This window comes from Actinokineospora sp. NPDC051303, from assembly GCF_055586285.1.
In genome coordinates, this window is the sequence record NZ_JBVJIN010000001.1 from 124063 (window position 1) to 146054 (window position 21992).

The 21992-nt window shown below is 71.4% G+C and carries 20 protein-coding genes and 2 pseudogenes; 12 read left to right on the forward strand and 10 right to left on the reverse strand.

The features are described from left to right. Positions 1 to 148 precede the first annotated feature (148 nt). The 3 genes from ACZ6SD_RS00595 to ACZ6SD_RS00605 all read left to right on the forward strand — a co-directional run bounded on the left by ACZ6SD_RS00595 (position 149) and on the right by ACZ6SD_RS00605 (position 4197). Positions 149 to 1645, forward strand: coding sequence for a vanadium-dependent haloperoxidase (locus ACZ6SD_RS00595; RefSeq protein WP_465314746.1), 1497 nt, complete (start codon positions 149 to 151; stop codon positions 1643 to 1645). 208 nt (positions 1646 to 1853) lie between these two features. Further along, positions 1854 to 2909, forward strand: coding sequence for a zinc metalloprotease (locus ACZ6SD_RS00600; protein ID WP_465314747.1), 1056 nt, complete (start codon positions 1854 to 1856; stop codon positions 2907 to 2909). Between the two features lie 109 nt (positions 2910 to 3018). After that, positions 3019 to 4197, forward strand: a complete 1179-nt coding sequence (locus tag ACZ6SD_RS00605; RefSeq protein WP_465314748.1) for a trypsin-like peptidase domain-containing protein — start codon at positions 3019 to 3021, stop codon at positions 4195 to 4197. Positions 4198 to 4207: 10 nt separating this feature from the next. Here ACZ6SD_RS00605 and ACZ6SD_RS00610 read toward each other — a convergent pair whose 3' ends face one another. Then, positions 4208 to 5317, reverse strand: coding sequence for an alpha-hydroxy acid oxidase (locus ACZ6SD_RS00610; RefSeq protein WP_465314749.1), 1110 nt, complete (start codon positions 5315 to 5317; stop codon positions 4208 to 4210). Positions 5318 to 5366: 49 nt separating this feature from the next. Beyond that, complete coding sequence (locus ACZ6SD_RS00615; RefSeq protein ID WP_465314750.1) at positions 5367 to 5516, reverse strand: hypothetical protein; 150 nt, start codon at positions 5514 to 5516, stop codon at positions 5367 to 5369. A 129-nt stretch (positions 5517 to 5645) separates the two neighbouring features. On the opposite strand from ACZ6SD_RS00615, the gene ACZ6SD_RS00620 reads away from it, so the two are divergent. The 5 genes from ACZ6SD_RS00620 (at position 5646) to ACZ6SD_RS00640 (ending at position 10586) form a co-directional block, all read left to right on the forward strand. After that, complete coding sequence (locus tag ACZ6SD_RS00620; RefSeq protein ID WP_465314751.1) at positions 5646 to 6431, forward strand: hypothetical protein; 786 nt, start codon at positions 5646 to 5648, stop codon at positions 6429 to 6431. Beyond that, positions 6428 to 7633, forward strand: coding sequence for a beta-ketoacyl synthase N-terminal-like domain-containing protein (locus tag ACZ6SD_RS00625; RefSeq protein WP_465314752.1), 1206 nt, complete (start codon positions 6428 to 6430; stop codon positions 7631 to 7633). The genes ACZ6SD_RS00620 and ACZ6SD_RS00625 overlap by 4 nt, the downstream gene beginning before the upstream one ends. Before the next feature lie 58 nt (positions 7634 to 7691). Beyond that, on the forward strand, positions 7692 to 8762 hold the full coding sequence (hppD, locus tag ACZ6SD_RS00630; protein ID WP_465314753.1) for a 4-hydroxyphenylpyruvate dioxygenase: 1071 nt from the start codon (positions 7692 to 7694) through the stop codon (positions 8760 to 8762). 208 nt (positions 8763 to 8970) lie between these two features. Next, positions 8971 to 9633, forward strand: a complete 663-nt coding sequence (locus ACZ6SD_RS00635) for an LppX_LprAFG lipoprotein (protein ID WP_465314754.1) — start codon at positions 8971 to 8973, stop codon at positions 9631 to 9633. 23 nt (positions 9634 to 9656) lie between these two features. After that, complete coding sequence (locus tag ACZ6SD_RS00640) at positions 9657 to 10586, forward strand: pentapeptide repeat-containing protein (RefSeq protein WP_465314755.1); 930 nt, start codon at positions 9657 to 9659, stop codon at positions 10584 to 10586. 153 nt (positions 10587 to 10739) lie between these two features. Here the strand turns inward: ACZ6SD_RS00640 and ACZ6SD_RS00645 are convergent. Beyond that, positions 10740 to 10829, reverse strand: a pseudogene (locus ACZ6SD_RS00645). A gap of 387 nt (positions 10830 to 11216) precedes the next feature. Between ACZ6SD_RS00645 and lanKC the strand changes: the two are divergent. Both lanKC and ACZ6SD_RS00655 read left to right on the forward strand, forming a co-directional pair. Beyond that, positions 11217 to 13790 carry a class III lanthionine synthetase LanKC gene (gene lanKC / locus ACZ6SD_RS00650; RefSeq protein WP_465314756.1) on the forward strand — a complete coding sequence of 858 codons (2574 nt, stop codon included), beginning with the start codon at positions 11217 to 11219 and terminating at the stop codon, positions 13788 to 13790. Positions 13791 to 13842: 52 nt separating this feature from the next. Beyond that, entirely contained in the window at positions 13843 to 13971 is a 129-nt protein-coding gene (locus ACZ6SD_RS00655) for a SapB/AmfS family lanthipeptide (protein ID WP_465314757.1), read from the forward strand. A gap of 84 nt (positions 13972 to 14055) precedes the next feature. Here ACZ6SD_RS00655 and ACZ6SD_RS00660 read toward each other — a convergent pair. Then, positions 14056 to 14145 (reverse strand): annotated as a pseudogene (locus ACZ6SD_RS00660). Positions 14146 to 14286: 141 nt separating this feature from the next. Between ACZ6SD_RS00660 and ACZ6SD_RS00665 the strand changes: the two are divergent. Continuing rightward, a complete protein-coding gene (locus ACZ6SD_RS00665; RefSeq protein ID WP_465314758.1) occupies positions 14287 to 14745 on the forward strand; it encodes a DnaJ family domain-containing protein in 459 nt (152 codons plus the stop codon). Positions 14746 to 14749: 4 nt separating this feature from the next. Here the strand turns inward: ACZ6SD_RS00665 and ACZ6SD_RS00670 are convergent, their stop codons facing one another. From ACZ6SD_RS00670 to ACZ6SD_RS00695, 6 genes are all read right to left on the reverse strand, one after another. Beyond that, complete coding sequence (locus ACZ6SD_RS00670) at positions 14750 to 15682, reverse strand: TAXI family TRAP transporter solute-binding subunit (protein ID WP_465314759.1); 933 nt, start codon at positions 15680 to 15682, stop codon at positions 14750 to 14752. A gap of 124 nt (positions 15683 to 15806) precedes the next feature. Then, positions 15807 to 17174 (reverse strand): sensor histidine kinase, encoded by a 1368-nt coding sequence (locus ACZ6SD_RS00675; RefSeq protein WP_465314760.1) that lies wholly within the window; start codon positions 17172 to 17174, stop codon positions 15807 to 15809. 1 nt (position 17175) lies between these two features. Next, a complete protein-coding gene (locus ACZ6SD_RS00680; RefSeq protein WP_465314761.1) occupies positions 17176 to 17835 on the reverse strand; it encodes a response regulator transcription factor in 660 nt (219 codons plus the stop codon). Between the two features lie 2 nt (positions 17836 to 17837). Beyond that, on the reverse strand, positions 17838 to 19145 hold the full coding sequence (locus ACZ6SD_RS00685) for an MFS transporter (protein ID WP_465314762.1): 1308 nt from the start codon (positions 19143 to 19145) through the stop codon (positions 17838 to 17840). A 160-nt stretch (positions 19146 to 19305) separates the two neighbouring features. Further along, entirely contained in the window at positions 19306 to 19479 is a 174-nt protein-coding gene (locus tag ACZ6SD_RS00690; RefSeq protein ID WP_465314763.1) for a hypothetical protein, read from the reverse strand. A 125-nt stretch (positions 19480 to 19604) separates the two neighbouring features. Then, positions 19605 to 20585, reverse strand: a complete 981-nt coding sequence (locus tag ACZ6SD_RS00695) for a LacI family DNA-binding transcriptional regulator (protein ID WP_465314764.1) — start codon at positions 20583 to 20585, stop codon at positions 19605 to 19607. Between the two features lie 260 nt (positions 20586 to 20845). On the opposite strand from ACZ6SD_RS00695, the gene ACZ6SD_RS00700 reads away from it, so the two are divergent. Beyond that, positions 20846 to 21991 carry a carboxylate-amine ligase gene (locus tag ACZ6SD_RS00700; protein WP_465314765.1) on the forward strand — a complete coding sequence of 382 codons (1146 nt, stop codon included), beginning with the start codon at positions 20846 to 20848 and terminating at the stop codon, positions 21989 to 21991. Position 21992 lies beyond the last annotated feature (1 nt).

The window sequence follows — 21992 nt, forward strand, 5'->3', positions numbered from 1 at the left end:
GGGATTGTCGGCGGTAACTGTGACACCGATCGGGCGATTTTTTTGACGGAATAAATCACCCGTTTGGCCGCTGATCTCGGTCGCGCGCGGTGGTCTGCTGGGGACACGCCTCTGGGGAGGGGCGAGAAGATTCTTTGGGGGATAACCAATGGAAGACCGCTGTTCGCTCGTGCGCGCGTCCCGGCTCGCCGCCGCTGATGCCGCGACCAGGAATCCGTGGCCGGACCACGTGAACAACGGCGAAGAAGGGGACTATCCCTTTGTGGCCAACTTCAGCAAGGGACTGCCGCACGACGACACGGGCGAAGTCGTGCCCGAGGCGTACAACCTGTTGTTGCGGGCGCTCACCACCGGCCGGGCCGAGGACTTCGAGCGCATTCCGGTGGGGGAGCGCAAACTGGTCAACCCGCAGGCGGGCCTGGCCTTCGACCTGGAGGGGCCGGACGCGCAGGCGTTGCTGATGCCCGCGGCTCCGCGTATCGACAGCGCGCGCAACTCGGCGGAGATGGTCGAGCTGTACTGGATGGCGCTGTGCCGCGACGTGCCGTTCTCCGACTTCGACACCAATCCGCTGGCCGAGCAGGCGGCGGCCGAGCTGTCCGGGCTGTCGGATTACCGCGCTCCCAAGGAAAACGGCCGGGTAACCCCGGAACTGCTTTTCCGCGGCGACACCCCGGGCGACCGGCGCGGCCCGTACCTGTCGCAGTTCCTGTTGCGCGACATCCAATACGGCACGCTGCGCATCCCGCAGACGCACGACACGGTGCGCCGCAACCGGGATTTCCTGACCGCCTTTGACGACTGGCTGGCGGTGCAGCGCGGCGAGCAGGTTACCCCGATCCAGCGTGACCACGTGAATCGCCGATTCCTGCGCACCCCGCGCGACATGGCCAACTACGTGCACTTCGACGCGCTGTACGAGGCGTACCTCAACGCGGCGCTGATCCTGCTGAGCCTGGACGCCCCGGTCGACAACGGCAACCCGTACCGGCACTCGGCCAACCAGGAGGGCTTCGGCACCTACGGGCCGCCGCACGTGCTGACCCTGGTCACGGAGGTGGCCACTCGGGCGTTGAAGGCAGCGTGGTTCCAGAAGTGGTTCGTGCACCGGCGGTTGCGGCCGGAGGCGTTCGGCGGCCGGGTGCACGCCCACCTCACCGGGCTGCGCGACTACGACATGATCGACAACGGGGTGCTGGACTCGACGGCGCTGAAGCTGGTGCACGAGCGGCACGGTTCTTTCCTGCTGCCGCAGGCGTTTCCGGAGGGCTCGCCGATGCACCCGTCCTACGGGTCCGGCCACGCCACCGTGGCGGGCGCGTGCGTCACGGTGCTCAAGGCTTGGTTTGACGAGTCGTGGACGCTGCCGCGCGCGGTCGTGCCCAACAGCTCCGGCACCGCGCTGGTGCCCTACGAGGGCGCGGACGCGGACAGGCTGACCGTCGGCGGCGAGTTGGACAAGGTGGCCGCCAACATCGCCAGCGCCCGCAACATGGCGGGCGTGCACTGGCGCACCGACTACTCCGAGGCGGTGCGCCTCGGCGAGGCCGTGGCTATCGGCGTGCTGCGCGACCAGGTCCGGGTCGGCCACGAGGACGCCTCCTTCGGCCTCACCCGGTTCGACGGCACCCGAATGACGATCTGACCGTCCACCGATTAAGCCTGGTGAGGGCCGCCTATCGGGGGGCGGCCCTCACCTTTACTTGAGGTACCGGCCGTAGTCGAGCGGGTTCGAGCCGTGATTCACCCGTTCAGCCGCTCCCGCGGGCCCTAACCGGTCGGGCGGGCGCGGCGATGAGAACAGGTACGGCAAACAACGGCCCCGGTCGCGTTGGGGCCGGAAAGTAGGAAGCATGAACGCACCGACGAACAGCCGCGGCTCGACGCGGCCCCGAGTGCTGGAATCCCTCCCGGACGAACTCGTCGCGGCCCTTGAGGTGCGCGACCAGTGGCGCGCGCAGGCCGCCGCCGCTGGCGACGGCCTGGAGTTCCTCGTCTCCGACATCGCCCGCTGGCGTCCCGGCTCGACCGTGCGGGTCGCCTTCCTCGACGGCGACACCGCGCTGCACGCCGACGTCGCCGAAGCGACCAAGCAGATCACCGACGCGGCTAATCTGACCCTGGACTTCGGCTTCGACGCCGCCACCGGCGAGTTCCGCCGCTGGCACGAGTCCGACACCGAGCACGCCGCCGAGATCCGGGTCAGCTTCGACCTGGGCGGGTTCTGGTCCCTGGTCGGCACCGACAGCAACGACCCCACCATCGGCTCGCCCGGCGGCCCGGTCGGCGGCGGCCCCGGGCAGCGCAGCCTCAACCTCGGCGGGTTCACCGACGAGCGCCCGGACGACTGGGAAGGCGTTGTGCGGCACGAGTTCCTGCACGCGCTGGCCTTCCACCACGCGCACCAGAACATGCGCGGCCCGTGCGAGACCGAGTTCCGCTGGGACGACGACACGGGCTACAGCCTGACCAAGAACCCACGCGGCGTGTTCATTCCGGACGCGGCGGGCCGCAGACCGGGCATCTACACCTACCTGGCGGGCGCCCCCAATCACTGGCCCAAGGCGAAGGTCGACCACAACCTGCGGGTCAACGAGTCGCCGGAGGTGATCGCGGGGCCGTTCGACAACGACTCGGTCATGCTCTACGCCTTCGAGTCGTTCTTCTACAAGACGAACCCGAGTTCGTGCGCGCCCAGCGGCAACGGGATCGATCTGTCCGAAGGGGACAAACGCGGGCTGGCGCTGCTCTACCCCGAGGCCGAAGAGGACATCTCCGACGTGGTGGTGCGGGCAGAGAACGCGTTGAGCAGGCTGGAAAGCGGCCTTGAGGCCGACACCGGACCGGTTTCGGATTACCAGCGGCGGGTTGTCGAGCTGCTCAACGAGATGGTCGGCACGCGCGCATAGCGGGCGGCGGCCCGACCCGGGCCGCGCGCTCGACTCCGGCCAGGCACGGGGCTGTGGCCGTGGACAACCTGGTCCGTCGCCGGACGGGCCCGCGGGGCAGGAGGCTGCCATGACATTCGCCCATCTCACCCCGAGCGCGCTCAAGGAGGTCCAGCACGCCGCCATCGAACTGGGCTTCGCCGACGACGGCATGCTGGCCGCGCTCACCAGCGGCATCCCGCCCGCGTTCGTGGCCAGCGCCATGCAGGGCGGGCACGGCGTGGCCAAGCTGATGACGCTGACCAGCCGGATGAACTGCACCCGGGTCCTGCTCTCCGGGCAGGTGCCGCTGTTGCAGTGGCTGGACAACGCGGTCCTGCTGGCGGCGGGGCGGCCGGAGGAACTGGTGTTCCGCCGGGCGTTGGAGATCGCCTCCGTTGACGGCGACGCGCCGCCGACGACCTCGCCGGTGGACGAGCCCGCCGCCCCGGTGCCGGACGTGGAGTCGATGCTCGACGCCCAAGGCGCGCTGGAAGTCGTGATCGCCGAGGACGACACGCTCGACGTCGGGTTCCTGCACACCGGGGCGGCGGTGTCCCGCTCGGTGGCGAAACTGGTGGTGCAGCGGCATTTCCATGGCGTGCCCGCCACCCTGGCGGGCAACGCGCCGGACGTCGTCCTCGGCACCGGCTGGATGATCGCGCCGCGGCTGCTCGTCACCAACCACCACGTGGTGAACGCCCGATCGCCCCGGGAGCCGAAGGCGAGCGAAGCCGACTTCGCGCTCCAGGGCGCGTCGGCCACGGCGCTGTTCGACTACTACAGCGCCGCCGCCACCGGCCACAGCGTCGCGGCGGTCGGCTGCGTCGCCCACGACGCGGAGCTGGACTTCGCGATCCTGCGACTGGCCGAGGACGACTCGCCCCGGCCGCCGCTGCGGCTGCGGGCCACCCCCATCGTCCGGACGCCGGATCGCGAGTTGAGCGAGCGGGTGAACGTGCTGCAGCACCCTGGCGGGCACCCGATGCGGCTGGGGTTCCGCAACAACTTCGTCGTCAGCGGTTCACCGGACCGGCTCAGCTACCTCACCGACACCGCGGGCGGGTCGTCCGGCTCGGCCATCTGCGACGACGCCTGGCACGTCGCCGCGCTGCACCGCGGTTTCCAGACCATCGTCAACGGCGCGGTGCACGTATGGGGGCGCACGATCAACCAGGAGAACTACGGCACCCCGATCGGCGCGATCCTCGCCCATCTGGCCGCGCGCGATCCGGAGGTGCACGCCGAGGTGATGGCCGGACAGAGCTAGAAATTTCGTCCTAAGGGGACAGTGTGCTTTCGTTCGGGGGTCGGCAAGCGAGGACTGAGCGGTCGATATCGGCGAGGGTCGGGCGGCCGGTGAGGGCCATGGCCTCGTCCAGTTCTTCGCGCAGGATGGCGAGCACGTCGGCGGCGCCCGCCGCGCCCGCGTGGGCCAGGCCCCAGAGCACCGGGCGGCCGACGAGCACCGCGCTCGCGCCGAGGGCGACGGCCTTGAGGACGTCGGTTCCGCTGCGGACGCCGCCGTCGACCAGGATCGGCACGCGGCCCGCCACCCGGTCGGCGACCTCGGGGAGGGCGTCGATGGCGGCGGGCACACCGTCGAGCTGCCTGCCGCCGTGGTTGGAGACCACGATCGCGTCCATGCCGTGCGTCACCGCGAGCTCGGCGTCCTCGCCGGTGAGGATTCCCTTGAGCGCAAGGGGAAGCGCGCTGCGCTCCCGCAGCCACGCCAGGTCGGCCCAGGTCAGCGACGGGTCGAACCGCTCGCGGGAGTGGCGTTCGATGGCGGAGGTGCCGTCTTCGGCGATGTGGCTGGCGGCCATCACCGGGGCGTCGATGTTGACCGCGCGGATGTCCGCGGGCACGGTGAAGGCGTTGCGCACATCGCGGGGCCTGCGGGCGACCCGCGGCGCGTCGACGGTCAGCACGAGCGCGGAGACGCCCGCGTCCTCGGCCCGGCGCACCACGTCGAGCAGGGCCGCTCGGTCGCGCAGCCAGTACAGTTGCGTCCATAGTGGACCTTTCGCGGCCGCCGCGATGTCGGCGTAGCTCGCGCTGGCGAACATGCTCACCACGAACAGCAGTCCGTTCGCGCCCGCCGCCGCCGCGGTGGCCCGCTCGCCGTCGTCGTGGGCCAGGCGGTGGTAGGCCATCGGGGCGACGCCGATCGGCGCGGCCAGGTCGGCGCCGAGCACGCTGGTCCTCGGGTCGCACGTCGTGACGTCGGTCAACACCCTGGTCCGCAGCGTGATCCGCTCGAACGCCGAGCGGTTCTCCCGCAGTGTCCACTCCGCGCCCGACCCGCCGTCGAAGTAGTCCCACACTCGCGCGGGCAGGGCGGCCCGGGCGAGGTCCGCGTAGTCCGGCACCCGAACTGGTTTCATCATCGGACTCCGTGGTCGTCGGTGAGCCATTCGGCGGAACGATAGCGGGGAATTACGCGGCCACTCGCGCCGTCACCGGAAAGCCGCCGAGAGAATTGTCACGCAGCGCGTTTCCGGTTGCCTTTTCCTGCGCGGGCGGTGACGGCCGACCCGGGTGAATCCCTTCACGGACAGCGAGTTGCGGCCGGATGCGTTCGTCCATGCGAACCAAATTAGCCCTTTCGGGTGACCTTGACGGGCGGTGCGGGATATGTGACTGTTTCAGTCAGTCAGGGTGGTGATCGGCAGCTCATACGGCATTCGGCGTAGCAATCGACGCGAAGGGTCGGCGATGAAGCGCACCCCGGTTTCCGAAGTCGGCCCGGTCGATGCTCATCGAAAATGGGTGGACGAGGTCCTGCCCGACCACCGGCTGACCCAGCGCGAGGTCGACGCGGCGCTGGACCGGATGGCCGCGCGGTTCGCCGTGGCCGCCGCGCGCCCGCGTGGGCACGCCGATGTGGTGGCGCGAGTGTCCGCGCGGGACGGCGACCCGCACGCGCTGGTGCGGTTCAGCCCCGGCTTGACCGGCGCGGCCAAGATGATCGGCCGGACCGCGGCCGACCTGGCGGCCGAACTCGACCGCGACGACCGGCTGGCCGACTACCCGCGCCGCGGCGGGCGGGTCGTGCTGCTCGCGTCCGCGGCGCACATGCTCGGCCTCGTCGGCGGCCTGCTCGACGCGCTGCACGCGGGCGGGAAGCTGGTCATCCCCGAGCGGGTCACCGCGGAGTGTGTCCTCGCCGCGGTCGCCACAGGTGAGACCTCCGCCACCGTGCCGGTCCACGCCAAGCCGCTCACCACGGCTGCGTCCACCGCGCCCCGGCTGCGCCGCATGGTGGTGGCGGGCGAGCTGGTGCGGCCCGAGGTCTCGGTCACCACCGTGCCGCCGACCCGCACCGCGACCATGGTGCGGTCGGCGGGCGACCCCGGTCTCGACCGCGCCGCGCCGGGGCCGAAGGTCGCCGCCGTGCGCGCGGTGGTGGTCGGCGACGACCAGTTTCCGCTGGACCCCACCGGAAAGGTGCGCGAGGTCGCCCTGCGGGAACGGCGCCCGCACGCCCTGGGCAGCCGATGAGGCCCGCCGCGGCGATCACCGGGATCGGGCGGGCCATCCCGGTCGGCCGCGAGCCGGGCGCGGTGTTCGACGCCCTGTGCGCCGGACGCTCCGGCCTGGCCGCCCCGCCGCCGGGGCACCCGCTCGACGCCCTGCTCAACACCGCGGGCATCGACCCGGCCGAGGTGCTGGACGTTTGGCAAGGCCGCGCGGTCGACCGGTTCGCGCCGCCTGCGATGGCGGCCGCGGACGACGCGCGGAGCGCCGTCGGGTCCGACGTGGCCCACGATCGGGTGGCTGTGGTCGTGTCCACCGGCGGCGCCGGATTGCCGACCTCCGAACACTTCTCCACTTTGCGCAGGGAGCACGGCGGACAGAAGGCGAATCCGGACCCGCTGCCCCGGATGCTGGACAACAGGGCGGCGGCCAGAACCGCCATACGGCACGGGATTCGCGGGTACAGTGGGTGTGTCACCACGGCCTACGCGGCGGGTGCGCAGGCCATCGCCGAGGCGCTGCGGCTCGTCCGCGCGGGGGAAGCCGATGTCGCGGTGCGCGGCGGCAGCGACACCGCGCTGCGTCCGATGGTGGCCGCCGCGTTCGCCAACGCAGGGGCGCTCGCCCGGGGCCGGGGCGCCGAGCCCACCGCGGCGAGCAGGCTCTTTGGCAAGCGTCGCAACGGTTTCGTGCTCGGCGAGGGGGCAGGGGTGGTGGTGGTCGAACGCGCGGATTTCGCCGACTCGCGCGGCGTGGCGGCGTACGCCGGGCTGCTCGGGTGGGGCGGCACGACCGACGCCTGCCACCCGGCCACGCCCCGACCGGACGGCGCGGGCACGGAAGTGTTGATACGCAAAGCAATTACCGACGGATTGGGGTTGTCCGATGTGGACTATGTGACTGCGCACGGAACATCGACGCCGTTGGACGATGCCGCCGAGGCGACCGCGCTGCGGGCGGGGTCCGGTGCGGACGGCCCGCCGGTCAGCTCCATCAAGGCCCTGAGCGGCACCTGCTCGGCGGCTCCGAGGCGGTTGAGGCGGCGGCGCTCGCGGTCAGCGCGGGAGTCCTGCCGTCCACCCACAATCCCGAAGACCCGGACCGCGCGCTCGACCACGGGCGCGGCGGGGTGCGGGTCCGCGAGGTCCGCGCCGCGCTGTCGACCTCGTTCGCCTTCGGCGGACCCGATGCCAGCCGCGTCATCGGCGGCCCGAACACCCGACTGACTTCCACCACCACACCCAGCGACGCGACCAGCCCACTCCGGCACACCAGAGGTTGACCATGCACGTATCCGCCATCGAGTATGTCGAGTTCCATGTCGCCGACGCCGAGCAAACCGCCGCCCGCCTGCGCGCCGAATACGGCTTCCGGGCGGTCGGGCGGCTCGCCGACCGGCCGGACCGCCACGGTGTCCTGCTCGCCCAGGGCGACATCCGAGTCCTGGTCACCGAGGGGCGGACCGCCGCCCACCCGGCGTCGGCGTACGTCGCCCGGCACGGCGACGGCCTCGCCACGATCGCGCTGCGCACCGACGACCCGGACGCGGCCCTGGCCGAGGCGGTCGAGCGCGGCGCGGTCGTGGTGGCCGAGCCCGACACCGGGCCCGAACAACCCCGCCGGATCACCGGATTCGGCGACGTCACGCACTCCTTCGTCCGCCCGGACGCGTTGTTGTCCGAGCTTGAGCCGGTCGACCGGAAGCCGGGGGACGACGGGGACGCCCCGCTGGACCTGCTGCTCGCCATCGACCATGTGGCCGCCTGCGTGGAGGCGGGCCAACTGGAGCCGACGGTCCGCTACTACGAGCGGGTGCTGGGCTTCAAGGAGATCTTCGAGGAGCACATCGAGGTCGGCGGCCAGGCGATGAACTCCAAGGTGGTGCAGAGCGTCTCCGGCGCGGTCACCCTGACGCTGCTGGAGCCCGACACCACCGCCCTGCCCGGCCAGATAGACGACTTCCTCGCCGCGCACTCCGGCCCCGGCGTGCAGCATCTGGCGTTCCTGACCGACGACATCGCCACCACGGTGCGCACGCTGTCCGCCCGCGGCGTCGGATTCCTCACCACCCCCTCGGCGTACTACGACACCCTCGCCGAGCGCTTCGCGCACGTCGCGGTGCCCGTCGAGGTGCTGCGCGAGCTAAACGTCTTGGTGGACCAGGACAACGAGGGCGAGCTGTTCCAGATTTTCACCCAGACCACCCACTCGCGACGCACGATCTTCTTCGAGGTGATCGAACGGCTGGGCGCGTCGACCTTCGGCAGCGCCAACATCAAGGCGCTCTACCAGGCCGTGGAACGCGAGCGCACCGGGACGCGAGTGGCCGAGCAGGTCCAGGAGGCCGCCGGATGACCGCTTCCAGCCCGGTTTCGGGCAACTGGCGGAGCACACTCGGATCACTGCCAGGGAAGGCATTCCCTGGTCGACATCGGGTGACCGCCACGCCGCTGGAAGGACATCCCATGTTCCGATAATCGCCCGGGGGCGTGCCGCGATGTGTCGATGAATGCACCCGCTCAGGCGACGGCGGGCGGACAGCCCAGGCCAGTAAGATCGACTTATGCCGTCCTTCTTACGCGTCGTCGCGGCACTGACGGTCGCCGCCGTCACGGTCGCGGGTTGTTCGGCGCCGTCGTCGGCTCCGCCCGAGGCCCAGCGACTCCTTGCCGCCGCCGGTGACGCGATGGCGTCGGTGAAGACGTTTCGGTTCACCGTCGACGTGACCGGTGACCTCACGTCATTGGAATTGCGCCATGCCGACGGTGTGGTCTCCCACGTCGGATCGGCGGAGGGAACGGCCACCCTAGCCGGGGGAGTCACGGCGCGCTTCGTGATCGTTGACGAGCAGGTGCACGTCAGCTTCGACAATGGCCCGTACAGCAAAATGCCGCTGCAGGCCTCGAAAACAGTCTATGACCCGAGTGCTCTTCTCGATCCGAACCGAGGGATCGGGGAAATGCTGCGCACCGCGCGCGACACGCGAGTCGAGGGTCGGGAGAAGATAAGCGGAGAAGAAACGGTCAGGGTCGCCCTTGAACCGACGAAGCTGGCGCTGGCCGCGCTCATTCCCGGCAGCGGTCGAGTGGGTCCGAGTCATGTGTGGCTCGACGTCAAAACCAATCGAATCGTCAAAGCACGGTTCACCTACCCCGACAACGGATTGGCTCTCACCGCGTTCTGCCACGACTATGACGTCCCGGTGACCATCGTCGCGCCGTCCTGATTCGCGAGCACCGGGAGCCATTGATGAGTCCGACCCGAAAAGAACGCGGCAAAACCGACTGGCCGCAACTGATCGCCGCGATCGGCAGTATCCTCGCCGTGGTCGTCGCCGTCTTCGCGGTGCTGGAGAGCAGCGCGGCCAACCGCGAGCAGCAGAGCCTCAGCGAACGAGGCCAGGTCACCGACCGGTTCGGCAAATCGGTCGAACAACTCGGCTCGGACATCCTGAGTGTCCGGCTGGGCGGGATCTACGGCCTGGAGCGCATCATGAAGGACTCGAAGCCGGACGAGCCCGCGATCATCGAGGTGCTGTGCGCCTTCGCCCGCGATCAGTCCCGCGGCCAGTCCCCGGTCACGATCGACATCCAGGCGATCCTCACCGTCCTCGGCCGCCGTCCGCACCCTATGGACCAGGGAAACCGGGTCGACCTGTCCGGCGCCCGCTTGCCCGGAGCCGCACTTGACGGCGCGAACCTGCACGGGGCCAGGCTCAAAGGCACGGTGCTGACCGACGGGACATCGCGCGAAGTGAACCTGGAGAACGCCGACCTCACGGGAGCGACGCTGGACGGGACGAACCTCGGCGCCGCGAACCTGGGGAAAGCAAGACTCGTCAACGCCCGCCTGGTGCGGGCGAACCTGGCGAATACAACCTCGCGGGAGGCCCAATTCAACGATGCGGTGCTCACCGAAGCGGTCTTCAACGACAGCGTGCTGACTGGAGCGATCCTATTCCGAGCCGACCTGAGCGGCGCCCGCCTGATCGGAGCCCGCTTGGACGAGGCCACCCTTGAACGCGCCAACCTGACCGGGGCCAACCTCCGCGGCGCCGATCTCACCAGAGCGAAACTCAACCACGCCGACTTGAGCGGTGCCGACCTCACCGGCGCCAACCTGACCGATGCCGACCTGACCGGGATCATCACCAGTCCGACGACGAAGTTTCCCCGGTGACGCACCGGCATCAGGATTTTCGGCAGGGCAGGCAGATGCTCCCCCGCGCTGCCGAGACCACGGCGACTCGGACCCGCTGACCCGACCGACTGCCCGTCAAGCACCTGCGGCGCTATGGCTCCCCAAGCTTGTGCGCGATCTTCGTTGTCCGTGTGGCGGAGAGGGCAGGATTCGAACCTGCGTGGGCCGAAGCCCTTCCTGACTCGCGTTAGGAACCCGATAAGCCGCTCCGGGCACCTCTCCTTGTTCTCGCTGAGACCAGGATGGCAGGGGTCGTTGACACTTGGCTGAGATCGTCCTGACGGGCGATGACGACGAGCGTTCCCCGCCACACCGCCGCTGATACCCCGTTTGGCGTAGCTGAAATTACTGCGATCGGACTAGTTTAGCGCTGATCGGACGTGCTCGCTTCGTCAAGCGTAGCTCGTCGGGCGTGCGCCACCAGGCGAGACCGCCGGTCGCGCGAAATTGTTGGCGAGATTCGCCAACAATGCGCACAGTGATCATGGTGGCGTATCTTGACACCCTGATGGCGGTTAACGCGCATCGCGTTCCCCATGAAAACTAGGCATTGTTCTAAGCGGTTGAAGGCAGGCGTCAGAGCGATGTCGAAAGGGTCTTTTGCTCCTCATGTCAGCGCAATACGAGGAATACTGTCTCGTTGACCCGGTGTTCTTCGACGTGCCTGCCAGCGTGAACCCCGCGGACAGTTCATACGCCGCCGAGCTGCCGCGCCTCCCGGACGGCTGGGGGTCGCATGAGCGTGATGCCTGGCAGATCGTGTGCCCGCTGGAGTGCGGGCTTCCCAGTCAGGGCTGGAAAATCCACGTCTCCGCCGGGCTGGACAGCGCGTCGCGGGTGATCTGGACGGTGTATGACTATTGCGTCGGCGCCGGGGTGGCGTTCAAGTTCCTGCGAAATCGGCACATCCATCTGTCGAAAAACTCAAAGTACGCGGCCCGGGAATCCAGCGGCAAGCTGGTCACGATCTACCCCCGGGACGAGGCCCAACTCGCCGTCATACTGGCCGAACTGGGCGACCGGCTCGACGGGGAAACCGGCCCCTATATCCTGTCCGACCTGCGCTATGGCTCCGGCCCATTGTATGTGCGGTACGGCGGCTTTCTGGAACAGCCGGTGGTCACCGAGCGCGGCGCGCTGGTGCCCGCCCTGCGGCGGCCGGACGGCGAGCTGGCGCCGGATCGGCGGCGGCCGGGGTTCCACGTGCCGGACTGGGTGCGGCTGCCCGAGTGCCTGGTCCCGCAGCTGGCCGCACGCAACGCCGTCGACTCGGCGGATTTCCCGTACCGGGTGCGCCGCGCGCTGCACTTCTCCAACGGGGGCGGGGTGTATCTGGCCGAGCGGTTGGCCGACGGCGCCGAGGTGGTGCTCAAGGAAGCCCGCCCGCTGGCCGGGCTCGACCGGGACGGGACGGACGCGGTCGCCCGCCTGGAACGGGAGTGGAAGACGCTGCGGCGGCTGGCGGGCGTGGCGGGTGTGCCCGCCGCCCACGACCTGCTCACCTATGGCGAGCACCGGTTTCTGGTGATGGAGAAGATGCCGGGCAGGCCGCTGGGCAAGTGGCTCGCGGGGAACTACCCGCTGAGCCGGGGCGCGGTGACCGACGCGGACCTGGCCCGGTACACCGAGCGCGCGCTCGGGGTGGTCGACCGCGTGCGGCGGCTGGTCGGGGACCTGCACGAGCGCGGCGTGGTGTTCGGCGACCTGCACCCGCACAACCTGCTGGTGGACGACGACGACACCGTGTCGCTGATCGACTTCGAGCTTGCTTCGGACGTGCGGGAAGGGCGACGGCCCGCGCTGGCCGCGCCCGGGTTCGCCGCGCCAGCGGACCGCGCCGGGGTCGCGATCGACGACTACGCGCTGGCCGCGCTGCGGCTGTGGCTGTTCCTGCCGCTGAACGTCATGCTCACCCTGGACGGCGGCAAACTGGACGACTACCTGGACACGGTGGCCGCGCGGTTTCCGGTGCCGCCCGGGTACACCGAGGAGATCCGCGCTGTCCTGCGCCCGGCCGACGGGCCGTCCCCGCGCAGGCGGAGCGTGCTGGACGGGCCAGACCCGGACTGGGCCGCGGTGTGCGACTCGATCGCCGAAGCCATCGTGGCCTCGGCCACCCCGGACCGGCCCGACCGCCTGTTTCCCGGTGACATCGCGACTTTCCACGTCGGCGGGGCCGGTTTCGGGCACGGTGCGGCGGGCGTGCTCTACGCCTTGGCCGCCTGCGGGTTCGGCCGGTTCGAGCGGTGTGAGCAGTGGCTGCTGGACGCAGTGCGGCTGCGGCCACCCCGGCAGGCGGGGTTCTTGGACGGCGCGCACGGCATCGCCCATGTCCTGGCCCGCTTCGGCCACCGCGAGGCGGCGGGCGCCCTGGTGGCGGAGTTCGCCCCGGCGCTGCCGCGGATCACCGAGCACAGCCTGGCCACGGGCCTGGCTGGGATCGGGCTGAACCTGTTGTCCCTGGCCGAACTATGGCCGGACGAGGATCACCTGGCCGCCGCGACGCGGATCGGCGCCCGGCTGGCCGATGCGCTGGAGCACGCGCCGGGCCCCGGCGCGAAGGGCGCGGCCGGGCTGCTGCACGGCTGGTCCGGGCCCGCCCTGCTGTTCCTGCGGCTCTACCAGCGCATCGGCGATCCCGCCTGGCTGGGCTTGGCCGATCGCGCGCTGCTGCGTGATCTGGCCGAGTGCGTGTCCACTCCGGACGGTGCGTCACAGGTGAGGGACGGCGGTCGCACGCTGCCCTATCTGGGCGTGGGCAGCGCCGGTGTGGCCGTGGTCGTCGGCGAACTGGCCGAGCACTTGCCAGACGCGGGGTGCGTCGAGCGGCTGCCGGACCTGCACCGGGCGTTGCTTGGCGAGTTCGTGATCCAGCCGGGACTGTGCCACGGCCGGGCGGGGCTGCTGGCTGTCCTGGCCGGGGCGGCGGCCCGGACCGGCGACCCGCGACTGGCCGCGGGCGTGCGGCAGCACCTGGCCCGGCTGTCCTGGCACGCCGTTGTCCACAATGGACGTATCGCGTTCCCGGGCAACCGGTTGCTGCGCCTGTCGATGGACCTGGTCACCGGTGGCGCCGGGGTGCTGCTCGCGGTCACCGCGGCGACCCGAGGCGGGGTTCAGGTGCTGCCGTTCCTCAGCGAGACTCCCCACCCGGCGGGCATGCGACTCATGCCTGCCCCCTAAACGCCAGGCTCCACCTGGAACCGGCGGGACAACAATGAGTAAGGAGAGTGCGATGAACAATGTGCTGGAACTTCAAGAACTGGCCATCGACGACCACGAGGGCCCGCACGCCGCGCCTGCCTACAGCGGTCTCAGCCTGCTGTCTTGTGACAGTGCGCTATCGCTCCTCATGTGCGATTGACGCTTGACTAACCGCTGAGTGAAAGGTGGGGGCGGCGTGGCGTCACACGCCACCCCCACCTACGCCGTGTTTCGCACCCCGGTCTGGCGGAGAGGGCAGGATTCGAACCTGCGTGGGCCGAAGCCCTTCCTGACTCGCGTTAGGAACCCGATAAGCCGCTCCGGGCACCTCTCCTTGTCCTTGTTGAAATCAGGATGGCAGAAGCCGTTGACACTCGGCTGAGATCGTCCTGACGCGCCACGGCTTCCAGCGAGCGAAGCGCCCCGGTGAGACTTCGGCCGTATCATGGGACTGAAGCGCGGGACGGGGGCGACGATGACGAAACGCAAGCCGCCGGGCATGCCGATGGAGACCTGGGTGGAGTCGCAGATCCGCCACGCCGCCGTCCGAGGCGAGTTGGACGACTTGCCGGGCGCGGGGAAGCCGTTGGCGAACCTCGACGCGGACACCACGGAGCAGTGGCTGACCGGCTTTCTCCGCCGCGAGGGGTTGTCCGCCGATCCGCTGCTGCCGGAGCCGCTGCGGCTGCGCAAGGAGATCGAGCGCCTCCCCGACCTGGTTCGCCCGCTGCGGTCCGAGGAGCGGGTCCGTGCCGTGGTCGAGGAGCTGAATGACCGGATCAGGGCGTGGATGCGGTCGGGCACCGAGCCGTTCCATGTCCCGCTGGTGGATGAAGAGGCCATTGTGGACGGTTGGCGGGCTGCCCGGCCCGAGCCGGAGCCGGAACCGCCCGCGCCGGTGGCGCGCCGCCGCCGATGGTGGCGGCGGTGGTGACCGGTCAGCCGTGCAGGTCTCGGTAGGTCGCGGCGGCGGCCGGGTGCAGCGGGGCCGAGCCGGTGTCGATCAGGGCGCGGACGTCGAGGTACTGGGTGCCGACCGCCTGCTGGGGCACGAGGCGGTCCGCGCGGGTGGCGAGCACGCGAACCACGGCGCGCACGACGTCGTCGGGCAGGGTGGGGGAGCAGACCAGCAGGTTCGCCACCCCGACCGTGACCGTGTCCGCGGTTGAGCGGTAACTGCCTCCCGGGACGACCACCTGGTCGTAGACCGCGCCGTGTGCGGCCCGGAGTCCGGCGACCTGGCCGCCGAGGTCGAGCAGTCGGATGCCCACCGCCGCGTCGAGGTCGGCCAGCGCCGGGGTTGGGACGCCGCCGGACCACAGCAGCGCGTCGGCCTGCCGGTCCCGCAGGGCGCGGACGGCGTCGGCCAGCGGCCGGTGGTCGGCCGCCACCGCCACCCCGGCCGAGGCCAGCAGCCGCGATCCGAACAGCGCCGCCCCCGATCCCACCGCCCCCAACGAGATCCGGCGACCCGCCAGGTCGCCGAGCGTGGTCACCGGGCTGTCGGCACGCACGACGAGCTGCATGTAATTTTCGTAGACCCGCCCCAGCGCCCGCAGCGGCAGCGCCGCCCGGAACGGCTCGCCGCCCGACCGCGCCACGTCCATGGCGTCGGCCAGGGTCAGTGCCAGTTCGGCGTGGCCGTCGCTCACCCGCTGGAGGTTCCGGACACTGCCCGCCGTCTCCACCACCTCGCCCCGCAGCCCCGGCTCCGCCCTGGCGATCTCGGCGGCGAGCAGTTTGGCGAACTCCACATAGAACCCGCCTGGCTCACCCGCGGCCACCCGCACCACCCCCTCGGGACCACCCGCGCCGCACCCGGCCCCGATCACTGCCGCCGCGACCAGAAACCCCCGTCGTGACAGGCTCATCCGGCCCCTCCCGCCCAGGTCGGCCGCGACTCGCGTCCTGACAAGCTCATGCGGCTTCTTCCGCCAAGATCGGCCGCCCGGTCCCGATCTCGCGGGAAACCGCGCTGTGTCGGTCTTTTCCCGGTCATTCGTCGTCTCCCGGCAAGTCGACCACCACGGTCAGCCCGGTCGGCTCGCCTCGGCGCAGGACCAGGCCGCCGCCGCGGGCGGTGACCAGGCGGTCGGCGATGGCCAAGCCGAGGCCGGAGCCGGGTTTTCCGCTGGGCACGCGCCAGAAGCGGGCGGTGAGGTTGGGCAGGTCGGTTTCCGCCACCCCGGGGCCGGTGTCGGCGACGGTGATCCGCGCCCGTCCGTTCTCCGCCGTGACCGACACGGTGACGGCGCTGCCCGCCGCGTATTTGACGGCGTTGTCCAGCACCGCGTCCAGCACCTGGGCCAGCTCGGAATCCGCGCACGCCACCGGAACCGGGCCCGGCGCGTCCGCCAGGGACAGGTCGACGCCGGAGTCGGCGGCGGCGGCCGACCACGCGTCGATCCGGTCGGCCACCACCGACCGGGCCTCGCATGAGGACTCCGCACCGCGTCCCGCCGCCAGTTCGGTCGCCGCGGTGTCGGCCGAGGCCAGCGCCAGCATGCCGTCCAGCAGCGTTTCCAGCCGTTCCAGCTCCGCGGCCATCGACGCGTAGGTGCCCTGCCCCGCTGGCTCGACCCACCCCGCCAGGGAATCCATTCGCAGCCGCAGCGCCGCCAGCGGATTGCGCAGCTGGTGCGAGGTGTCGGCCACCAGCGCCCGCTGCCGCCGCTCGGACTCGGCCACCGCGTCGGACATCCGGTTGAACGACCCGGCCAGGCCGCGCAGCTCCGGCGGGCCCAGTTCCCGGGTGACGTGCGCGCCCGGCTCGCCAGCGCCCACCGCCTGGACCGCGCGGTCCAACTCGGCCACCGGCCGCAGCACCCACCGGGCCAGCAGCAGCGCCAGGGCGACGAAGGCCGCGGCGACGCCCAGCGCGCCGAGCAGGATCAGGCTCCACTGCGTGGCCACGTCCGCGGCGGCCCGGTCGACCGACGCCCGGATCAGGACCGCGCCGCTCACCCGGGTGCCGCTGCCGATCGGCCGGGCGAACAGCGCCGTGCCCGACGACCACGGCCGCAGGTCGGCGGGTGCCGCGGCGGGCTGGTTGCGCAGCGCCGCGTCCAGGGCGGCTCGCGCGGCGGGGTCGTCGGCGCGCAGCCCGGCCTCGACCAGCGGGGTGTGCCGGGCGTCCACGACGACCACCGCGTCCCGGTACAGCTCGACGTAGGCCCGGACCTCCGCGGCCAGCCGGTCCCGGCCGCTTCCGGCGAGTTCGGCGAACCGGTCGATGTCGGCGGTCCGGGAGATCGCGAACCGCTGGGTCCGCTCGGCCGAGGTGCTGGCCAGCAGCGGCACGGCGAACCCGGTCAGCGCGGCGAGGGAGAGCCCGAGCAGGACCAGCAGCAGGCGTCGCCGCACGTCAGCCGCCCAGGCGGAAGCCGAACCCGCGGATGGTGCGCAGCAGCCCTGGCCTGCCGAGCTTGGCGCGCAGCTGCGCCAAGTGCACGTCCAGCGACCGGGACACCGCCAGGTACGCGTCGCCCCACACCTCGTCCAGCAACTGCTGCCTGCTCACCGCGGCGCCCGGGTGCCTGGCCAGCACCGCCATGATCTCGAACTCCTTGGTGGTCAGCTCGATCGCCGTCCCGGCCACCGCGACCCGGCGGGCGCCCAGGTCGATGGAGACGTCCTCGATGTCGACCACCCCGGGCCGCGCGCCCGCGCTCGCGATCGCCCGGCGGGTGACCGCGTCGATCCGGGCCAGCAGCTCGATCATCCGCACCGGCTTGACCAGGTAGTCGTCCGCGCCCAGCCGCAGCCCGCGCACCACCGTGCGCTCGTCCCCGCGCGCGGTGAGCACCACGACCGGGGTCTGCGCGAGTTTCCGCAACCGGCGCAGCACATCCAGGCCGTCGATGTCGGGCAGCCCCAGGTCGAGCAGGACCAGATCGGCGTCGCGGTGGCGGATCAGCGCGTCCGCGCCCCGGGTCACCCGCTCCACCGGGTGCCCGTGCGCGCCCAGCACCTCGCTGACCGCGCCCGCGACCCCGTCGTCGTCCTCGACCAGCAGCACGCGCATCGTCAGTCCCGCTCTTCCAGCGGCGAGTCGTCCGAGGTCTCGCCCATGAGGAAGTAGACCACCAGCGACACCAGCACGCACCCGGCCACGTAGTAGAAGAACAGCGTCTCGTGCCCGGCCTGCTTCAGCGAGAGCGCGACGAGTTCGGTCGTGCCGCCGAAGATCGCCACCGTCAGCGCGTAGGGCAGGCCGACGCCGAGCGCCCTGATGCCGGTGGGGAACAGCTCCGCCTTCACGATCGCGCTGATCGAGGTGTATCCGGTGACGATGACCAGCAGCACGACCATCAGCGCGAACGCGCCCACCGGATCGCTGGTGCCCGCCAGGATCGTCAACAGCGGCACCGTGAGCAGCGCGCCGAGCAGGCCGAACCCGATCAGCAGCGGCCTGCGCCCGACCCGGTCCGACAGCGCGCCCGCGACCGGCTGGATGACCACGAACAGCACCAGGGCGAGGAAGTTGATCCAGGCGACCGTGCCCTTCGGGATGCCGCTGGTGTTCACCATGAACTTCTGCAGGTAGGTCGTGTAGGTGTAGAACGCCACGGTGCCGCCGATGGTGAGGCCGACGACCACCAGACACGCCTTGGGGTGCCGCAGGAGCGCGCGCAGCGTCCCGCGCGAGTTCGCGCTCCTCGCCGACTCCCGCTCGAAGCTCGCCGACTCGTCCATGGTGCGCCGCAGCCGCATCACCACCAGCGCGCCGAGCGCCCCGACGGCGAACGCGATCCGCCAGCCCCACGACGCCATCTGCTGCTCGGAAAGGACCTGCTGCAACACGATCTGCAGGCCGAGCGCGGTGAGCTGGCCCGCGGTGAGCGTCACGTACTGGAAGCTGGAATAGAATCCGCGTTTTCCGCTGGACGCCATTTCCGACAAATAAGTCGCCGAGGTGGCGTATTCCCCGCCGACCGAGAGCCCCTGCAACAGCCGGGCCAGCACCAGCACGATCGGCGCCAGCACGCCGATCGTCTCGTAGCCCGGGGTCAGCGCGATCATCAGCGACCCCAGCGCCATCAGGGTCACCGACACCGTGAGCGCCCGCCGCCTGCCGAACTGGTCGGCGAACCGGCCGAGCAGCCAGCCGCCGAGCGGGCGCATCAGGAACCCGACCGCGAACACGGCCGCGGTGTTGAGCCATTGGGCGGTTTGGTCGCCCGCGGGGAAGAAAGTCGCGGCGAAATAGATCGAGAAGGCCGTGTAGGCGTACCAGTCGTACCACTCGATCAGATTCCCGATGGAGCCTTTCGCGATGTTCGACACGACCCGGCGTTCGTCGCCGGGTGCTCGGGTTTCCTGCCGTAACACCATGTCCCACTCCTCGACCGATCGACGGTGATCGGGATTACAGTGGGGCCCATTTCCTGGCGTAACAAGGACTTCACGCTCGAACTTACAGTCCCTTAGGAGAACTCCCGGAGGCTACCGGACAATCACGACAGTAGGCCGAAATGGCTCAGCGGCGGCGGGCTCAGTGCCTGCGCGCGGGCATCGCGGCGCGCGGGAAGCCGTGCTTCTCCATCGGCTCCATCGGCTGCTGCAGCGGGTCCTCGCTCGTCGGCGGGTACGGGCTGATCACCCGGGGTTCCAGGCGCTGCATGCCGATCGCGGCCAACATCAGCAGTAGCGGGAGGGCCAGTGCCATCCACATGGGAACATCCCCTTGTGCTCGTGCCCTTGGTCTCTAGGTCCGTTCACTGGGTACGTACCCGGGTGGCGTGATCGTCACACCCTGGATTCGGCGCCGTCGGCCCGGTGCCCGCGGGCCCGTCAGGTGTCCCGCCGCCGCAACAGGGGCCGCCGGGAAAGCGTGGCCAGCGCCGGGTCCCACTCGTCGGCGATGGCGGCGAGCACCGGGGCGGCCAGCGCGGCGCCCGCGGCGGCGGCGTCGTAGCCGACCGAGGTCAGCCGGGGCCGCACCATCTCGCACAGCGGCTCGTCGTCGATGCCGACCACCGCGACCTCGCCGGGGACGGCGACCCCCCGGTCGACCAGCGCGCCCAGCACGAGTCCGGCGAGCGTGTCCGAGGTGCCGACCACCCCGTCCGGCGGGCCGGACCGCAGCCACTGGTCCACCACCCGCGCCGCGTCGGCCGGGGTGGGGTCCATCGGCACCGGCCGGATGCCCGCGGCCGCGTCGCGGATGCCGGTGAGCCGGTTGGCGGCCAGGTCGTCCTCGGCGATCCCGGACGGCACCAGCGCGACCAGGTTCCCCCGGCCGCGCGCGACCAGCTCCGCCGCCGCGGCGCGGCCGATCGGCCCGTCGTCCAGCACCACCGTCGGGGCCAACTCGGAGGCGGCCCGGCCGACGCCGATCACCGTGCCGCCGCCGCGCCGGACCGTCTCCACGATCTTCTCGGTGAGGGTCGCCACCGGGACGACCACCGCGGCGGGCCGCAACTCGGCCCACTTCTTGGCCTTGTCCGGGGCCTGCCCGCCCATCGCGACGGTGAAGCCCGCCGTGGCCAGGCACCGGACGAAGGCGGCGAAGCCTCGGGTGATCGAGCGGGTGAGCGGGGACTCGCCCAGCGCGAGGATCACCAGGTCGCCCCGGCCGTTGCGCAGCGCCCGCGCGTGCGCGTGGGTGACGTAGCCCAGGGCCTCGACGGCCTCCTGCACCCGGAGCTGGGTGGCGGCCGAAACCCGCCCTTCCGCGCGCCCGTTGAGCACGAAGGACACGGTGGCGGTCGACACGCCCGCCCGCCGCGCGACGTCGCCGAGGGTGGGCGCTCGGGAGGTGCCTGGGTCCATGGGCTCAGATGGTGCCATCCGTACTCACTACGACACCGGTTATGAACCAACTCAGGAGTAGGTTAACCGTTTTACTTGCCGCATCTGGCTAGTTTTTGACCGCTTCCCGTCCTGCTGTGACAGCAGGGGCAGGGGCGAGACCCGGCCGCCGAGCGGCGGGCCCGGTCACCGGGGCGAAACACGTGGGCCGGTCGTGCGGTTGAGTTCGGTCCGCCGCGGGAACTACACCGGCGCCCGGGTCGCCGATCACGAGGAGTTCTGTGCTGCCCAGTCACGACGTCGGGGTGACCATCGGCGTCGAAGAGGAGTTCCTGCTGGTCGACCCGGCGACCGGGCTGCCGGTGGCCGCCGCGGCCGAGGTGCTCGGCGCGGCCAGGGCGGCGGGCGGGACCCCCGCGCTGCACGCGGAGCTGCTGGGCACCCAGGTCGAGGCGGCGACCGGGGTGTGCCGCTCGCTCGCCGAACTCGGCGCCCAGGTGCGCGACGGGCGGCGCGTGCTGGCCGTCGCCGCGGCCGAGCGGGGGCTGCGGCTGGTCGCCAGCGGGGTCCCGGTGCTGGACGGGTCCCCGCCCGCGCGGACCCCGGGGGCGCGGTTCGACGAGATGCACGCCCGCTTCACCACACTCGTCGCCGACTACCAGGCTTGCGGGTGCCATGTGCACGTCGGCGTCCCGGACCGGGAGACCGGGGCCGCCGTCCTCAACCACGTGGCGCCCTGGCTGCCCACCCTGCTCGCCCTGTCGGCCAACTCGTCGCTGCGGGACGGCCGCGACCACGGCCACGCCAGCCTGCGGATGGTCGACCAGTCCCGGTTTCCCGGCTCCGGGCTGCCGCCCTGGTTCTCCTCGGCGGCCGACTACGACCGGCAGGTGGCCCGGCTGGTTGACTGCGGCGTTCTGGTGGACGACCGGATGACGTTCTGGCTGGCGCGCTGCTCGCCGCACCTGCCGACGGTGGAACTGCGCGCGGCCGACACGGTGGTCGAGCCGTGGGAGGCGGTGTTGCAGGCCGCGCTCAGCCGCGCCCTCGTGCGCACCGCCCTCGCCGAGCTGGCGGTCGGCCGCGAAGGCCCTCGGCTGGACCCGCAACTCGCCGCGGCCGCGGTGTGGGCCGCGGCCCGCTACGGCCTGCGCGGGCGGGCCGTCGACCCGGTCCTCGGCGCGCCGACCACGGCCGCCCGCCTGGTCGACCGGCTGGTCGCCTGGGTCGAGCCCGCGCTGCGCGAGATGGACGACCTGGACCGCGCCCGCGCCGCCATCGCCGCCCTGCGCCGAGGCGGCACCGGAGCCGACCGCCAGCGCGCGGCGGTCGAGCGGGGCCCGGCCGCGGTGCTGGACGCGGTGACCGCGCGCGTGTGGGAGACCACCCCGTCGGGTAATCGGCCCGAGTCACCCGAAAGGACTTGAG

What these genes read in the sequence shown, in the direction of transcription:
- ACZ6SD_RS00595 (WP_465314746.1), top strand. Translation starts at nt 149, where the DNA reads ATGGAAGACCGCTGTTCGCTCGTGCGCGCGTCCCGGCTCGCCGCCGCT.
- ACZ6SD_RS00600 (WP_465314747.1), top strand. Translation starts at nt 1,854, where the DNA reads ATGAACGCACCGACGAACAGCCGCGGCTCGACGCGGCCCCGAGTGCTG.
- ACZ6SD_RS00605 (WP_465314748.1), top strand. Translation starts at nt 3,019, where the DNA reads ATGACATTCGCCCATCTCACCCCGAGCGCGCTCAAGGAGGTCCAGCAC.
- ACZ6SD_RS00610 (WP_465314749.1), bottom strand. Translation starts at nt 5,317, where the DNA reads ATGATGAAACCAGTTCGGGTGCCGGACTACGCGGACCTCGCCCGGGCC.
- ACZ6SD_RS00615 (WP_465314750.1), bottom strand. Translation starts at nt 5,516, where the DNA reads ATGGACGAACGCATCCGGCCGCAACTCGCTGTCCGTGAAGGGATTCAC.
- ACZ6SD_RS00620 (WP_465314751.1), top strand. Translation starts at nt 5,646, where the DNA reads ATGAAGCGCACCCCGGTTTCCGAAGTCGGCCCGGTCGATGCTCATCGA.
- ACZ6SD_RS00625 (WP_465314752.1), top strand. Translation starts at nt 6,428, where the DNA reads ATGAGGCCCGCCGCGGCGATCACCGGGATCGGGCGGGCCATCCCGGTC.
- hppD (WP_465314753.1), top strand. Translation starts at nt 7,692, where the DNA reads ATGCACGTATCCGCCATCGAGTATGTCGAGTTCCATGTCGCCGACGCC.
- ACZ6SD_RS00635 (WP_465314754.1), top strand. Translation starts at nt 8,971, where the DNA reads ATGCCGTCCTTCTTACGCGTCGTCGCGGCACTGACGGTCGCCGCCGTC.
- ACZ6SD_RS00640 (WP_465314755.1), top strand. Translation starts at nt 9,657, where the DNA reads ATGAGTCCGACCCGAAAAGAACGCGGCAAAACCGACTGGCCGCAACTG.
- lanKC (WP_465314756.1), top strand. Translation starts at nt 11,217, where the DNA reads ATGTCAGCGCAATACGAGGAATACTGTCTCGTTGACCCGGTGTTCTTC.
- ACZ6SD_RS00655 (WP_465314757.1), top strand. Translation starts at nt 13,843, where the DNA reads ATGAACAATGTGCTGGAACTTCAAGAACTGGCCATCGACGACCACGAG.
- ACZ6SD_RS00665 (WP_465314758.1), top strand. Translation starts at nt 14,287, where the DNA reads ATGACGAAACGCAAGCCGCCGGGCATGCCGATGGAGACCTGGGTGGAG.
- ACZ6SD_RS00670 (WP_465314759.1), bottom strand. Translation starts at nt 15,682, where the DNA reads ATGAGCCTGTCACGACGGGGGTTTCTGGTCGCGGCGGCAGTGATCGGG.
- ACZ6SD_RS00680 (WP_465314761.1), bottom strand. Translation starts at nt 17,835, where the DNA reads ATGCGCGTGCTGCTGGTCGAGGACGACGACGGGGTCGCGGGCGCGGTC.
- ACZ6SD_RS00685 (WP_465314762.1), bottom strand. Translation starts at nt 19,145, where the DNA reads ATGGTGTTACGGCAGGAAACCCGAGCACCCGGCGACGAACGCCGGGTC.
- ACZ6SD_RS00690 (WP_465314763.1), bottom strand. Translation starts at nt 19,479, where the DNA reads ATGGCACTGGCCCTCCCGCTACTGCTGATGTTGGCCGCGATCGGCATG.
- ACZ6SD_RS00695 (WP_465314764.1), bottom strand. Translation starts at nt 20,585, where the DNA reads ATGGACCCAGGCACCTCCCGAGCGCCCACCCTCGGCGACGTCGCGCGG.